Annotated in this window: 14 protein-coding genes; 9 read left to right on the top strand and 5 right to left on the bottom strand. The window is 72.7% G+C overall.

Going from position 1 to position 13,809, the window contains the following annotated elements:
- The first annotated feature begins 42 nt into the window (after window positions 1-42).
- The 7 genes from GVV04_RS16320 to GVV04_RS16290 all read left to right on the top strand — a co-directional run bounded on the left by GVV04_RS16320 (window position 43) and on the right by GVV04_RS16290 (window position 6,965).
- Entirely contained in the window at window positions 43-1,401 is a 1,359-nt protein-coding gene (locus GVV04_RS16320) for a 3-oxoacyl-ACP reductase (RefSeq protein WP_161688883.1), read from the top strand.
- The gene (locus GVV04_RS16315) at window positions 1,401-2,264 is read left to right on the top strand and encodes a MaoC/PaaZ C-terminal domain-containing protein (RefSeq protein ID WP_161688882.1); all 864 of its coding nucleotides are present in this window, start codon (window positions 1,401-1,403) and stop codon (window positions 2,262-2,264) included. The genes GVV04_RS16320 and GVV04_RS16315 overlap by 1 nt, the downstream gene beginning before the upstream one ends.
- A gap of 94 nt (window positions 2,265-2,358) precedes the next feature.
- The gene (locus GVV04_RS16310; protein WP_161688881.1) at window positions 2,359-3,111 is read left to right on the top strand and encodes an NUDIX hydrolase; all 753 of its coding nucleotides are present in this window, start codon (window positions 2,359-2,361) and stop codon (window positions 3,109-3,111) included.
- Window positions 3,108-4,082 carry a protein kinase family protein gene (locus tag GVV04_RS16305; protein WP_161688880.1) on the top strand — a complete coding sequence of 325 codons (975 nt, stop codon included), beginning with the start codon at window positions 3,108-3,110 and terminating at the stop codon, window positions 4,080-4,082. Before GVV04_RS16310 ends, GVV04_RS16305 begins: the two co-directional genes overlap by 4 nt.
- A gap of 10 nt (window positions 4,083-4,092) precedes the next feature.
- Complete coding sequence (locus GVV04_RS16300) at window positions 4,093-5,058, top strand: hypothetical protein (RefSeq protein WP_161688879.1); 966 nt, start codon at window positions 4,093-4,095, stop codon at window positions 5,056-5,058.
- Complete coding sequence (locus GVV04_RS16295; protein ID WP_161688878.1) at window positions 5,055-6,308, top strand: adenylosuccinate synthetase; 1,254 nt, start codon at window positions 5,055-5,057, stop codon at window positions 6,306-6,308. The genes GVV04_RS16300 and GVV04_RS16295 overlap by 4 nt, the downstream gene beginning before the upstream one ends.
- Window positions 6,309-6,350: 42 nt before the next feature.
- Window positions 6,351-6,965: a DedA family protein gene (locus GVV04_RS16290; RefSeq protein WP_161688877.1), complete on the top strand. Its 615-nt coding sequence runs from the start codon at window positions 6,351-6,353 to the stop codon at window positions 6,963-6,965.
- A gap of 102 nt (window positions 6,966-7,067) precedes the next feature.
- Here GVV04_RS16290 and GVV04_RS16285 read toward each other — a convergent pair whose 3' ends face one another.
- The 5 genes from GVV04_RS16285 to GVV04_RS16265 form a co-directional block, all read right to left on the bottom strand.
- Window positions 7,068-8,000, bottom strand: a complete 933-nt coding sequence (locus GVV04_RS16285) for a SpoIID/LytB domain-containing protein (RefSeq protein ID WP_161688876.1) — start codon at window positions 7,998-8,000, stop codon at window positions 7,068-7,070.
- A gap of 82 nt (window positions 8,001-8,082) precedes the next feature.
- Complete coding sequence (locus tag GVV04_RS16280) at window positions 8,083-8,865, bottom strand: peptidase inhibitor family I36 protein (RefSeq protein ID WP_161688875.1); 783 nt, start codon at window positions 8,863-8,865, stop codon at window positions 8,083-8,085.
- Between the two features lie 53 nt (window positions 8,866-8,918).
- Entirely contained in the window at window positions 8,919-9,782 is an 864-nt protein-coding gene (locus GVV04_RS16275; RefSeq protein WP_161688874.1) for a peptidoglycan-binding domain-containing protein, read from the bottom strand.
- A gap of 274 nt (window positions 9,783-10,056) precedes the next feature.
- Window positions 10,057-11,115, bottom strand: coding sequence for an NBR1-Ig-like domain-containing protein (locus GVV04_RS16270; protein WP_161688873.1), 1,059 nt, complete (start codon window positions 11,113-11,115; stop codon window positions 10,057-10,059).
- Window positions 11,116-11,354: 239 nt separating this feature from the next.
- The gene (locus GVV04_RS16265; protein ID WP_328822421.1) at window positions 11,355-11,993 is read right to left on the bottom strand and encodes a TetR/AcrR family transcriptional regulator; all 639 of its coding nucleotides are present in this window, start codon (window positions 11,991-11,993) and stop codon (window positions 11,355-11,357) included.
- Between the two features lie 74 nt (window positions 11,994-12,067).
- On the opposite strand from GVV04_RS16265, the gene GVV04_RS16260 reads away from it, so the two are divergent.
- On the top strand, window positions 12,068-12,520 hold the full coding sequence (locus tag GVV04_RS16260) for an SCP2 sterol-binding domain-containing protein (RefSeq protein WP_161688871.1): 453 nt from the start codon (window positions 12,068-12,070) through the stop codon (window positions 12,518-12,520).
- A 1-nt stretch (window position 12,521) separates the two neighbouring features.
- On the top strand, window positions 12,522-13,736 hold the full coding sequence (locus GVV04_RS16255; protein ID WP_161688870.1) for an acyl-CoA dehydrogenase family protein: 1,215 nt from the start codon (window positions 12,522-12,524) through the stop codon (window positions 13,734-13,736).
- Window positions 13,737-13,809: the final 73 nt, after the last annotated feature.

Genomic DNA, 13,809 nt, shown 5'->3' with positions numbered 1-13,809 from the left:
TTCAGGGCTTGCCCACAACCTACTGGCCAGTAGGCTACGCCTATGACCGACAGGTACGCGAGTTTCGTCCGATCGGGGGCCGGCCGCGCGCTGGTCAAGCGCCTCGGGCTGCCCGACCCGCCACGACTGCGCCGGCACACCCCCGGCGATCCGCTGGTCCCCGGGCCGGTGCTGCTCGGCGCGGCCACCGGCGGCCGGCTCGCCGAGCAGGTCGGCACGATCATGACCACCGCCGGGGTCGAGCTGGCCGACCCGGCCGCCGCGCCCGGCCCGGAGCGGCGGCACGCCGCCCTGGTGTACGACGCCACCGGCATCACCGACTCCACCGGCCTGCGCCAGCTCTACGACTTCTTCCATCCGCAGGCCCGATCGGTGCTGCCCAGCGGGCGGGTGATCGTCCTCGGCACCCCGCCCGAGGAGTGCGGCTCGCCGCGTGAGGCGACCGCCCAGCGGGCCCTCGAAGGGCTGACCCGCAGCATCGGCAAGGAGTTCGGGCGGGGCGTGACCGCCCAGCTAGTCCACGTCACCCCGGCCGGGGACGCGGGCACGACCACCGGCCTGGAGGCCACCCTGCGGTTCCTGCTCTCCGGCCGGTCCGCGTACGTCTCCGGGCAGGTGATCCGCGTCGGCGCGGGCCAGGCCGAGCCGCCGGCCGACTGGGACCGGCCGTTGGACGGCCAGGTCGTCCTGGTCACCGGGGCGGCCCGGGGCATCGGCGCGGCGCTGGCCCGGGTGCTGGCCCGCGACGGGGCGAAGGTGGTCGCGCTGGACGTCCCGGCGGCCGGGGACGAGCTGGCCGCCGTGGCCAACGAGATCGGCGCCACCGCCGTGCAGCTCGACCTGACCGCCCCGGACGCACCGACCCGGCTCGCCGACCACCTGGCCGGCCGGCACGGACACGTCGACGTGGTGGTGCACAACGCCGGCATCACCCGGGACAAGACCCTGGGCCGGATGGACGCCGACCGGTGGGACCAGGTGCTCGACGTGAACCTCTCCAGCCAGGAGCGGATCAACGACGTGCTGCTGGAGCGCGGGCTGATCCCGGCCGGCGGGCGGCTCGTCTCGGTCTCCTCGATCGCCGGGATCGCCGGCAACCGGGGCCAGACCAACTACGCCACCTCCAAGGCCGGGGTGATCGGCCTGGTGCAGTCGCTCGCCCCGGTGCTGCGCGAGCGCGGGATCAGCGTCAACGCGGTCGCGCCCGGCTTCATCGAGACCCGGTTGACCGCCCGCGTCCCGCTGGTGATCCGGGAGGCGGGCCGCCGGATGAACAGCATGTCCCAGGGCGGCCTGCCGGTGGACGTGGCCGAGACGATCGGCTGGCTGTCCTGGCCGGCCAGCGGCGCGGTCAGCGGCAACATCGTCCGGGTCTGCGGCCAGAGCCTGCTGGGGGCGTGATGACCAGGACGCTCGTGGAGTTGCCCCGGTTGCCGCAGGCCGGCCCGCTGTACCGCCGCGCCCTGCTCGGGGCCCTGCCCGGGATCGGCCGCCGGCGCGGCGACGTGCTGCCCGGGGTCGAGCTGACCGTCGCCGGGGTCGCCGTCGACCGGGCGCACCTGGCCGACTACGACCGGGTCTGCGGGTTCCGGCTGACCGACCGGCTGCCGGCGACGTACCCGCACGTCATGGGCTTCCCGCTGGCGCTGCGGCTGATGACCGCGCCAGAGTTCCCGATGCCGCTGGTCGGCCTGGTGCACGTGGCCAACCGGATCACCGTGCACCGGCCCGTCGGGGCCGGCGAGACGCTGGACTTCCGGGCGTACGCCGAGGATCTGCGCCCGCACGACCGGGGCCGGCAGGTCGACGTGGTGCTCGTCGGGTCGGTCGGCGGGGAGGAGGTGTGGCGGGGCGTCTCGACGTACCTCGGCAGGGAACGCACGGCCGGCGGCGGCGAGCGGCGCGAGCGGGGCGAGCGGCCCCCGGCGCCGGCCGCCACCGCGCACTGGCGGGTGACGCCCCGGGTGGGCACCGACTACGCCCGGGTCTCCGGCGACCACAACCCGATCCACACCTCCCGGCTCGGGGCTCGGCTGTTCGGCTTCCCGCGCCCGATCGCGCACGGCATGTGGAGCAAGGCGCGCTGCCTGGCCGCCCTGGAGAGCCGGCTGCCGGACGCGTACACGGTCGACGTGGCGTTCAAGCTGCCGGTGCCGCTGCCGTCCACGGTGGCCCTCAGCGCCACCGCCGACGGCGCGGCCTGGGCGTTCGCGCTGCACGACGCGCGCACCGGCCGCCCACACCTGGCGGGCGCCGTCCGCTGACCGCTCACCCCTGCCGACCCGGGGGCTTGCCGTTCACTCTTCCGTGGGCTAGGTTGTTCTCACATTGAGTTGTTCTCAGAGTGAGAGAGAAGACGTGAACGAGCAGGAGTTCCTTGCCGCCTACGACCCGCGGGACCACCCGGCCGTCGCCGTGACCGTGGACGTGGTCGCGCTGACCATTCGCGAGGGCGCGCTGCACCTGCTGCTCGTCCGCCGGGGCGCGCCACCGTTCGAGGGCCACTCGGCGCTGCCCGGCGGCTTCGTCCACCCCGACGAGGACCTGATCGCCGGGGCCCGCCGCGAGCTGGCCGAGGAGACCGGGCTCGGCGGGGAGCGGCTGCGCCGGATCCACCTGGAGCAGCTCGGCAGCTACGGCGCCCCCGACCGCGACCCCCGGATGCGGGTCGTCTCGGTGGCCCACCTCGCGTTCGCCCCCGACCTGCCCGACCCGGCCGCCGGCAGCGACGCCGAGGAGGCGCTCTGGCTGCCGGTCAGCGCGCTGGCCAGCCGGCAGCTCGCCTTCGACCACGCCCGGGTCATCGAGGACGGGCTGGAGCGGGCGCGGTCCAAGCTGGAGTACACCCCGCTGGCCACCCGCTTCCTGGACGCCGAGTTCACCGTCACCGAGCTGCGCGCCGTCTACGAGACGGTCTGGGGGCACCCGCTGCACCCGGGCAACTTCCACCGCAAGGTGCTCTCCGTGCCGGGCTTCGTGGAGAGCACCGGCGCCAGCACCGAGCGCGGCGGCAGCCGCGGCGGCCCACGCGCCAAGCTCTACCGCGCCGGCGACGCCCGGCTGCTGCACCCGGCGCTGCTGCGCCCGGCCCGGGAGGAGACGGTGCGATGAGGACCGACGAGGCCATCCGGCTGGTCGCGGCGGCCCGCACCGACGCCGACCTGTTCGGCGCCGCCGCGCCGGCACACCGGTACCGCGAGCTGGTCGCGGCCCTGCACCCCGATCGGCTGGGCGCGCTCGACGAGGCGGTACGCGCCGAGGCCACCGACGCGTTCGTGCGGGTCACCACCCGCTGGCGGGCCAGCCAGGTGTTCGTCCTCGGGGCGTACCGGCTCGGCCCGCTCGCCCACACCGGCGACCTGGCCGACCTGTACGACGTCGGCGAGGACCGGCTGCTCAAGCTGCCCCGCAACCCCACCGACAACGACCTGATGGCCCGCGAGGCGCACGCCCTGCGCACCGTCGAGGAGCGGGGCGACCCGCGCTACCTGCCGTACGTGCCCCGGTTGGTCGACGCCTTCCGGCACCGGGACGCGGCGACCGGCGCGCAGCGGCAGATCAGCGTGCTGGCCACCGCGCCCGGCCTGCACAGCCTGGACGAGGTGCGCCGGGCGTACCCGGACGGGCTGGACGCCCGCGACGCGGCCTGGATGTGGCGGCGGCTGCTGGTCGCCCTCGGCCTGGCCCACCGGGCCGGGGTGGTGCACGGCGCAGTGCTCCCCCGGCACGTGCTGATCGAGCCGGACGGGCACGGCGTGGTGCTCGTCGACTGGTGCTTCTCGGTGGTCGGCGAGGGCGCGGTCCCGGCTCTGGTGCCCGGACACGAGGACTGGTACCCGCCCGAGGTCGCCGCGAGGCGGCCCTGCGGGCCGGGCACCGACCTGGCGATGGCCGCCGGATGCATGGCCTGGCTGATGGGCGACCGGGCCCCACGCGAGCTGCGGGCCTTCGCCGACGGCTGCCGCCGCCCGGCCCTGCGCACCCGGCCCGACGACGCCTGGCGCCTGCTCGGCGAACTGGACGAGGTGCTGGAACGGCTCTACGGGCCGCGCACCTTCCGACCCTTCACCCTCAACCCCTAGGGAGGCTGCCATGGGCAGTGGAATGTGGTCCACCGATGTGTACGACGCCGCCGACCGCTACCGCCGGGCCACCGGCAAGAGCGCGTTCTCCTACAGCGACAGCGGGGCGCGCACCGTGCACCCCGCCCTCGACCCGCGCGGTGCGGGACGGGAGAGCCGCGACTCGGCCGAGCACCCGCAGTCGACGGCCATCTCGGTGCTCTTCGACGTGACCGGCTCGATGAGGCAGGTGCCGCGCACCCTCCAGACCAAGCTGCCGCAGTTGCTCGGGCTGCTGCTGCGCCAGGGGTACGCCCCCGACCCGCAGATCATGTTCGGCGCGATCGGCGACGCCACCTGCGACCGGGTGCCGTTGCAGGTCGGGCAGTTCGAGTCCGACAACCGGATGGACGACGACCTCGGCCGGATCGTGCTGGAGGGCGGCGGTGGCGGCCAGATGACGGAGTCGTACGAGCTGGCCATGTACTACATGGCCCGGCACACGGTGGCCGACTGCTGGGAGAAGCGGGGCCGGCGCGGTTACCTGTTCATCATCGGCGACGAGCTGGCGTACCCCCGCGTCGACCGGCGGCAGGTCAGCCGGCTGATCGGCGACGAGCTGGGCGAGGACGTGCCGCTGCGGCAGATCGTCGACGAGGTGACCCGGCGCTGGGACACGTACTACCTGCTCCCCGCCGGCAGCCACTACGCCGGCAACGCCAAGGTGCTGGACTTCTGGCGGGACCTGCTGGGGCAGAACGCCGTCGTGCTGGACGACCTGGACGCCGTCTGCGAGACCATCGCGCTGACCGTCGGCCTCGGCGAGCAGGCCGTCGACCTGGACCAGGGCCTTCAGGACCTGGAGCGGGCCGGCTCGACGGCCGCTGGCACGGTGTCCAAGGCGCTGGCCCAGCTCCGCGGCGGCCCGCGGGACCAGGTGAGCGCGCTGCCGGCCCCGTCGGCGCCGCCGTCGACCCGGGGGGTCACCCGGCTGTGAACCACGTGACGGTGGTCGACCTCGGCTACGGCGACGCCGGCAAGGGCACCGTCGTGGACTGGCTGTGCGGGACCCGGCCGGTCCACACGGTGGTCCGCTTCAACGGGGGCGCGCAGGCGGCGCACAACGTCGTCCTGCGCGACGGGCGGCACCACACGTTCGCGCAGTTCGGGGCGGGAACGTTCCGTCCCGGGGTGCGGACCCACCTGGCGCGGCACGTGGTGGTGGACCCGCTGGCCCTGGCCGCCGAGGCCGACCACCTCGCCTCGGTGGGGGTGCCCGACGCGCTCGACCGGCTCACGGTCGACGGGGAGGCGCTGCTGGCGACCCCGTACCACCGGGCCGCGAACCGGGCCCGGGAGCTGGCCCGGGGAGCCGACCGGCACGGCTCCTGCGGGCTGGGGGTGGGCGAGACCGTCTCGTACGGTCTCGCCCACCCCGACGAGGCGCCACGGGTGGCGGACTGCCGCACCCCGGCGGTGCTGCGCCGACGGCTCGCCGCGCTGCGGGACCGGCTGACCGCCGAGCTCGGCCCGCTGGGCGCCCCGCCGGTGGAGGACTGCCTGCCCGCGTTCGGCGGGTTCGCCGACCGGGTGGCGATCGTCGACCGGGCGTACCTGGCCGGGGTGCTGCGCGCCGGGACCTGCGTCTTCGAAGGGGCGCAGGGGGTGCTGCTCGACGAGTGGCACGGCTTCCACCCGTACACGACGTGGAGCACCACCACGTTCGCCAACGCCGACGCCCTGCTCGCCGAGGCGGGCCAGCCCGGCGGGGCCGAGCGGCTGGGCGTGCTGCGGATCGCGACCACCCGGCACGGCCCCGGGCCGCTGGTCACCGAGGATCCGGCGTTGCCGCTGGCCGACCCGCGCAACCCGGCCAACCCGTGGCAGGGGCGGTTCCGGTTCGGCCACTTCGACGCGGTCGCCCACCGGTATGCCCTGGCGGTGGCCGGCGGGGTCGACGGCCTCGCGCTCACCCACCTCGACCTGGCCGACCGGGGGCTGCGGGTCTGCCGCCGCTACGACATCGCCGACCGGCTGGAGCCCGGCCCGCCCGGCGACCTGGACCGGCAGGCCGCGCTCACCGCCCGCCTGCTGACGGCCCGCCCGGTGTACGACGACGGCCCGCCGGCCGACTGGCCCTCGGCGGTGGAGGAGGCGCTGTCCGCCCCGGTCGTGCTCACCTCCCACTCGCCGACAGCCGAGGGCAAGGCGGCAAGAAAGGGCACCTTGTTAATGCCTTTTGTGTAGGAAAGGCCCCTTCCTGGCGGCGCGGCGGCAGAGCATGAAGGCATGCAGTCGGTGCTCGACCTGCTCCACGACACGGTGACCTCGCCGTGGGTCTATCTGGTGATCTTCCTGATCACCGCAGTGGACGCCGTCTTCCCGGCGGTCCCCGGCGAGACGGTCGTGGTCACCGCCGGGGTCTTCGCGGCGACCGGGAAACCCGACCTGACCGCGGTGATCGTGCTGGCGGCGGTCGGCGCGTTGGCCGGCGACAGCCTGTCGTACGCCATCGGCCGGGGCGGCGGCGCGAACCGGCTGGCCCGGCTGCCGGCGGAGAGCCGCCGACGGAGCGGATCGGAGTGGGCCCGCCGGGCGGTGGACCGGCGCGGCGGCATCATCCTCATGACCGCCCGGTACGTGCCCGGCGGGCGCACGGCCGTGACCCTGACGATGGGCGCCGTGCGGTACCCGCTGCGACCGTTCCTGCTCTTCGACACGCTGGCCACGGGATCCTGGGCGGTCTACTGCGGGCTGCTCGGCTACTTCGGCGGGCTGGCCTTCGAACGGCATCCCGTCACGGGTGTGCTGGTCGGCGTCGGGCTGTCGGTCGCGATCACCGGGCTGCTGGAGGGGATCCGCCAGCTGCGACGCCACGCCCGCCGCCGCGCCGCCGGCCGGTAGCCGCGCCGCCGGCCGGTAGACGGGTGGCGCCGAGACGTGCCGCAGCCACGAGCGCGCCGCCCGCCGCGGATCTGCGGCGGGCGGCGCGGTTGGCGCGTTACGTCAGGAGATAACCACGTTGCTGTAGTAGTAGCGCAGAATCGCCTGGTAGTTGTTGCCCGCGTTCGCGAGATCACGCGAGCCGTACTGCGACATCCAGTCCCCGGTCACCCAGCCACCGCACGCGGTCGTGGTCGCGCAGTAGTGCGCCCGCAGGATGCTGCCGCTCCGGGTCATCCGGGTCGACCAGGTGCTGTCCACCGCGGCGGACGTCGACGACACCGCCGACGACGGCCGGTAGACCTGGTCGGCGGTGTCGTCACGGACGTCGTAGCACTGTCCGCCGGAGGTCTTCCGGGTCGAGTGCAGCGCCCAGTACCAGCCGTAGCTCTTGACGGCTACGGCACCGGCCTGCAGCGAGGCGTTCGGCCAGCTCGTCACCCACTCGTTCGGGAGGACGTTCTTGACGTACGTCTTGAAGTCGACCCGGTCGACCCGCCCGAGATTCACCCGGTAGACCAGGATGGTGCTCGGCAACTTGCTGTTGGTGCCGTCGGTGGTGCAGCCCGTCGGCCCGCCCGTGCCGAGCAGCTCGTGCGAGGCGTTGTTGTTCTTCAGCGTGGCGTTGAGGTTGCCCTTCGCCCCGGACGCGAAGTCCTGAGTCGCACCGGCGAAGTTGCTGTTGAAGTAGACCCGCACAGTCTTCCCGGTACGGTTCCACACCGACGCGGCGTTGTTCTTCACGCACACGCCCTTGCCGTTGCCGGCACCCTTGAACTCGTAGCACGACGGCTGAGTCGTGCCGTAGTCGCCGAGCGACTCGGTGAAGTCCGAGACCGAGCCGGCCTGGTCGCTGTTGTAGTAGTAGCAGAACTCGCCGCTGTCGCAGGCCCCGTCGCGGCCGGCGGCGGAAGCCGCACCCGGCGCCACCGCGACACCGGCGAGCGCCACCACCAGGACGGCCAGAATGCCCGGAACTCTTCTCAGGATGGTCATTCGCCGCCGCCGATCAGAAGTGGAGCATGTGCTGGAGGTTGGCCTGGGCGCTGCTCAGGTGCACGTGCGAGCGCATGCCGGGTCACCAGCCGCTCGGGACATAGGCCCAGCCCAGGTAGTCGGACCGCGACCGGAACGAGTTGGTCTGGTAGACGCTCGGTCCGGTGCTGATGGCGCTGTTGCCGCCGATGGAGAGCATGACGTGCCCGGCATACGTGGTGGACGTGAAGAAGACCGCCGTTCCGGCAGGCGGCACCGAGCCGGTGTGAATACGCCCGTTGCTCTTCTGCCAGTTGTAGTGTGTGAGCGCCGTGGCGAACCGGCCGCTGGTGCCGAACGCCCGCTCGACGAACAGCTCGCACTGGTTGTTCCAGTCGGTGTGCCCGATCCGCGCCTTCGCGAACGCCACAGCCTCGGCCGCGCGCGGGTCGGCCGGGTAGGTGCCGCCGCCGGAGCCGCCGATTTCGTGCGAGGCGTTGTTGTTCTTCAGCGTGGCGTTGAGGTTGCCCTTCGCCCCGGACGCGAAGTCCTGAGTCGCACCGGCGAAGTTGCTGTTGAAGTAGACCCGCACGGACTTCCCGGTACGGTTCCACACCGACGCGGCGTTGTTCTTCACGCACACGCCCTTGCCGTTGCCGGCACCCTTGAACTCGTAGCACGACGGCTGAGTCGTGCCGTAGTCGCCGAGCGACTCGGTGAAGTCCGAGACCGAGCCGGCCTGGTCGCTGTTGTAGTAGTAGCAGAACTCGCCGCTGTCGCAGGCCCCGTCGCGGGCCGCCGCCGACGCCGGCGAGGCGACGGTCAGGATGGAAGTGGTCATGGCGAGCGCGGCGCCGATGACGGCGAGGTTCTTGCGGATGTTCATGGTGTCCTCTCGGGGGTTTTGAGCGATGGTTGGCGGATCGGATCGGGTGCGGGTCACTGCCCGCGCTGGTACTGCTCCCAGGTTTTGATCGGAATCTGGGGGCCGTCGTCCGGGCCCCGGTTGGCCAGGCCGTTCATGCCGAGGTAGTAGTCGCCGACCTGGTGCTGCGCCTGGCTGGACAGGTCCGTGTCGTTGATCGCCACGGCGTGGATGTGCCACGGCCAGTCACCCTGACTCGGGTTACGGACCCAGGCGGCGAAGCCGACCTGGCGCAGAGTCCGGACGACGGCGGTGCGCCTGGCCGCGGTCATGCCGGTGACCGCGATGTCCACCACGCCCCCGCCGTCGTGCGTACCGGCCGAGGTCGGATCGCCCCCGACGTTGTACGAGCCCTGCTCGAGCACCAGGGTGCAAGCGAGCAGACGCTGGGTCTCGGCCAGCATCGCCTGAGTACGGGCGTCGACGACGTACCCGTCACGCTGGACCTTCGCGCCCGGGCCGATCGTGTTGCCGACGGTGTACCGGTTCAGCCCGAGCTTCGTCAGCGACGTCGTGCCGGGCAGCCCGTTCGCGGCCAGGCCGGTGTAGCCGAGCGAGCGCTGGTAGGCCGCGTACGCCGAGACGGTCATGGTGCCGAAGTAGCCGTCGACCCACTGCGCGTCCAGCAGGTTCTGGTCCTGGAGCGCCTGCTCGACGGCGAGCACGGAACGCTTCGCGCCCGGAGTCAGGGTGTCGTCGTCACGACGGGGGTCGATCTGGGAGGCCAGGACGGTGGCCTCCATGTCCACGACGGGCCGCCCGGTCGCGGTGCCGGGACGCTGCGCTGTGGCGCCGGGTGGCGCGGCCCACGCTTGGGCCGGGACGCCACTGGCCACGCAGATCGCGGCGAGCCCGACGGCTAACCAGGGAAGGCGCATGGTCGATCCTCCTCGTAGGTAGTGAGTCGCGTTCGGAACGGACATCACTCTGCGAGAAGGGGTCTGCTGTTCGGTACCCCCGCCGTCCTGTCAGATCCGTCAGGACGTCATTGGCCTCGATGAATGCGATGTTGTCAGTTCGGGTGGCAACCGGGGCTGACATCGAGCGTTCGCAACCTGACACCGGTCGGGGCGACCCGGGACCCGGGAGATCGACCGGGGCGGCGGCTCGGCGGGGCTGCCCCCGGCTGCCGCCAGGCGTGCTCAGGCGTGCTCAGGCGGTGACGGTGAGCATGAAGTGCACCGGCCGGCGGCTGGGAAAGTAGGCCTGCCCGTGCTCGTCCACCATCTTCCAGCTGACCCAGCACGTGCCGGGGCGGCTCGGCGCGGTGACCGGAACACTGATCATCACCTGCTCGCCGGGCGGCGTGTCGCCGATCGCCACCCGATCCGGCACCCGGCAACCGTCATCGTCACCGGTGGGGTGCATCCGCGCCAGGAAGCGCTTGTGCCAGTCGACCGATCCCACGTTCGCGAGCACCCACACCACGACGAACTTGGTGTTCACCTTCACCCGCGTGCCGTCGGGGTGGGTGAGGTCGGCGACGAACTGGCTCGAGTCCCCGGGAATCAACGAGTCGGAGAACCCTGCCGAGGACGGCGACGCCGCCACGGCGTTGGAGCCGTCCCGGGACGACCGGCCGCGGACGGTAACGCCCAGGGCGGCGACCAGCGCTACCACCACCACCACCGCCGCCCCGGCGGCAGCGGCGGCGAGCCACCGCAACCGGTGCCGTCGCGCACCCGTGACCTCGTCCTCCGCAGCCACCTGCGGGTGCTCCGCAGCCCGCAGCGCGCGCCGGCCCCTTGGCACCAGGTCCGAGAACGCGGCGACGCCGGACACGACGGGCCTACCAGCCGCCGGGGTGTCCATGGCGTGAAACGTCTCAGCGGACACGACGCCGATGGTCATCGTGTCTACAGTGCCCGGGGTCTTCGCCGCAGCCGGGGAATCGGTGCTGACCGGCGTCAGGTCGCCGTCCGGGACGGCGTGGACCGCACCCGGGCGCTGAGCGTCTTCCCAGCGGCACCGCCACTGGACCTCGTCCGCCTCGCAGGCCCGGACGAACTCGCGCGTGGTCTCCCACGAGGGAAACCTGGTCCCGGCGGCAGCCTCGTGCAACGTCGTGTGCGAGATCCGGCCCGACCATCCAGCCATCTTCCGGAATGACGGGTTGCCCACGGCGGCCCGCAGTACCCGCAACTGTTCGGCGAATCTCTCGGCCGCCATGCCATCCTGGATCGACTCGCCGGCGGCACGCTGGTCTTCCATTCATCCCCCATGTCAGACGCCGTCGTCAGGCGTTGTCAGAGCCTGTAAGAAGATGCCGAACGGGCCTCGGCGGCCATCATCGTGATGGATCACGATACCGGGCGCGACGGTCCCGGTACATTGAAGCAGCTCGTTGATAAAGAGCCTTTCCTGACGTAGTGTGTGCACACTCGCGGCCGCCGGGCTGGCTGTGCCCGTGGCCCCTCGGACAGCCACCGCTCCGCCGGGCCACTGCCGGGCTACTGCTGCGGCGGACGCCAGGTGCTGCCGCCCAGGAGCTGGTCGGCGCCGAGCCAGGCGACGTTCATCATCCGGGTGGCGGTCTTCTCCGGATCGGCCCCGGGATGGTCGGCGAGCCAGTCGGCGAGCGACTCGCTCGCGCCGACCAGCGCGTACGCGACGACCTCCAGATCGGTGCCGCTCACCTCGCGCCCCCGGGCGCGCAGCGCGTGGTCGAGCATCCCGGCGACCACCTCCACTAGCCGGGCCCGCATGGCGGCCAGTTCCCCGGCGAACGGCTGCGAGCCCCGGGCCTGCCGGTAGAGCACCGCCCAGCCGTCCCGGTGCGCCCCGACGAAGCCGAAGAACGCCCGCAGCCCGCGCCAGAGCCTCTCGTCGGCGTCCAGGTCCGGGGCGGCGGCCCCGGCGATGGCCTCCGTCATCCGGGTGCCCTCGCGGTGCAGGCAGGCGACGAAGAGCTCCTCCTTCGTGCCGAGGTATGCGTAGACCATGGGCTTGGAGATGCCGGCGGCCTCGGCGATCTCGTCCATGCTGGCCGCGTGGAAGCCGCGCCGGGAGAAGACCCGGACGGCCGCGTCGAGCATCTGCTGCTCGCGTACGGCCCGGGGCAGGCGCTTGAAGGTGGGGGTGCTGGACACCTTGCGAGCATACCTACTCATGCGTAGGGTTACGCTTGAGTAACCACATTCGCCGCCCGAGAGGTGCATCTCCCATGACCGACTTCGACCCGGCCAACTTCGCCAACTACGGCCCGAAGGAGTTCGCCCAGCTGGTCAAGTCCACCCCCGACGACAAGATCGCCGAGGTGATGTCCGGCGACCTGCGCGGCAAGGTCCTGAGCGAGGTCTTCGGCCGGATGCCCTCGCTGTTCCGCGCCGACCGCGCCGGCGCCACCAACGCGGTGATCCACTGGAACATCACCGGCCGCCCCGACGGTGGCACCGACACGTACGAGATCGCCATCGCCGACGGCGCCTGCGCGGTCAACGAGACCCCGCAGCTCGACCCGAAGCTGAGCCTCACCATGGGCCCGGTCGAGTTCCTGAAGATCGTCTCCGGCGGGGCCAACCCGGTCATGATGTTCATGACGGGCAAGCTGAAGGCCAAGGGCGACCTGGGTCTGGCCGCCAACATCGCCAACCTGTTCGACATCCCCAAGGCCTGACATGGCCGAGTTCTCGCTCGACCTGAACGAGGAACAGCGGGACCTGCGGGACTGGGTGCACGGCTTCGCCGCCGAGGTCGTGCGCCCGGCCGCCGCCGAGTGGGACGAACGGGAGGAAACCCCCTGGCCCGTCATCCAGGAGGCGGCGAAGGTCGGCCTCTACGGCTTCGAGTTCCTCGCCACCTGCTGGGCCGACCCCACCGGCCTGTCCCTCCCGATCGCCAGCGAAGAGCTCTTCTGGGGCGACGCCGGCATCGGCCTGGGCATCTTCGGCACCTCCCTCGCGGTGGCCGCCATCTACGGCGCGGGCACCCCCGACCAGCTCGTCGAGTGGGTCCCGCAGTGCTTCGGCGACGTCGACTCACCCGCCGTCGCGGCGTTCTGCACCACCGAGCCGGAGGCCGGCTCCGACGTCAGCGCGATGCGCACCCGGGCCGTCTACGACGAGGCCACCGACGAGTGGGTGCTGCGCGGGCAGAAGGCGTACGCCACCAACGGCGGGATCGCCGGGGTGCACGTCGTGACCGCCTCCGTCGACCCGGAACTCGGCTCGCGCGGCCAGGCCGCGTTCGTCGTACCGCCGGGCACCGCCGGGTTGAGCGCCACCCGGAAGCTGCGCAAGCTGGGGCTGCGCGCCTCGCACACGGCGGACGTCTTCCTCGACGACGTCCGGGTGCCGGGCCGCTGCCTGCTCGGCGGGCGGGAGGCCCTGCTGGAACGGCTCGACCGGGCCCGCTCCGGCCAGCGCGCCTCCGGCCAGGCCGCGATGCGCACCTTCGAGCTGTCCCGGCCAACCGTCGGCGCGCAGGCGCTCGGCGTGGCCCGGGCCGCCTACGAGTACGCCCTCGACTACGCGAAGGACCGGGTCCAGTTCGGCCGGCCGATCATCGAGAACCAGGCCGTCGCGTTCGCGTTGGCCGACATGAGGATGGAGATCGACGCGGCCCGGCTGCTGGTCTGGCGGGCGTCCTGGATGGGCCGCAACAACCGTCCGTTCACCGCTGGCGAGGGCTCGATGTCCAAGCTCAAGGCCGGCGAGGTGGCCGTGTCCGTCACCGAGAAGGCGGTCCAGTTGCTCGGCGGGGCCGGCTTCCTGCGGGATCACCCGGTCGAGCGCTGGTACCGGGACGCGAAGATCTACACCATCTTCGAGGGCACCTCGGAGATCCAGCGGCTGGTCATCTCCCGGGCCATCTCCGGCGTGCACATCCGCTGACCCGTCGCCGGAGCACCCTCGCACCACCACGCGCGCGCCGCGCCGGCCCCCTCGTCACCGAGGGGGCCGGCGC

This window comes from Micromonospora rubida, assembly GCF_009908295.1.
Taxonomy (GTDB): Bacteria; Actinomycetota; Actinomycetes; order Mycobacteriales; family Micromonosporaceae; genus Micromonospora; species Micromonospora rubida.
The sequence above is the reverse complement of the archived record's forward strand: the minus strand, read 5'-3'. Positions and strand labels throughout refer to the sequence as shown.

What these genes read in the sequence shown, in the direction of transcription:
- GVV04_RS16305 (WP_161688880.1), top strand. Translation starts at nt 3,108, where the DNA reads ATGAGGACCGACGAGGCCATCCGGCTGGTCGCGGCGGCCCGCACCGAC.
- GVV04_RS16285 (WP_161688876.1), bottom strand. Translation starts at nt 8,000, where the DNA reads ATGACCATCCTGAGAAGAGTTCCGGGCATTCTGGCCGTCCTGGTGGTG.
- GVV04_RS16255 (WP_161688870.1), top strand. Translation starts at nt 12,522, where the DNA reads ATGGCCGAGTTCTCGCTCGACCTGAACGAGGAACAGCGGGACCTGCGG.
- GVV04_RS16275 (WP_161688874.1), bottom strand. Translation starts at nt 9,782, where the DNA reads ATGCGCCTTCCCTGGTTAGCCGTCGGGCTCGCCGCGATCTGCGTGGCC.
- GVV04_RS16320 (WP_161688883.1), top strand. Translation starts at nt 43, where the DNA reads ATGACCGACAGGTACGCGAGTTTCGTCCGATCGGGGGCCGGCCGCGCG.
- GVV04_RS16300 (WP_161688879.1), top strand. Translation starts at nt 4,093, where the DNA reads ATGGGCAGTGGAATGTGGTCCACCGATGTGTACGACGCCGCCGACCGC.
- GVV04_RS16290 (WP_161688877.1), top strand. Translation starts at nt 6,351, where the DNA reads ATGCAGTCGGTGCTCGACCTGCTCCACGACACGGTGACCTCGCCGTGG.
- GVV04_RS16260 (WP_161688871.1), top strand. Translation starts at nt 12,068, where the DNA reads ATGACCGACTTCGACCCGGCCAACTTCGCCAACTACGGCCCGAAGGAG.
- GVV04_RS16280 (WP_161688875.1), bottom strand. Translation starts at nt 8,865, where the DNA reads ATGAACATCCGCAAGAACCTCGCCGTCATCGGCGCCGCGCTCGCCATG.
- GVV04_RS16315 (WP_161688882.1), top strand. Translation starts at nt 1,401, where the DNA reads ATGACCAGGACGCTCGTGGAGTTGCCCCGGTTGCCGCAGGCCGGCCCG.
- GVV04_RS16270 (WP_161688873.1), bottom strand. Translation starts at nt 11,115, where the DNA reads ATGGAAGACCAGCGTGCCGCCGGCGAGTCGATCCAGGATGGCATGGCG.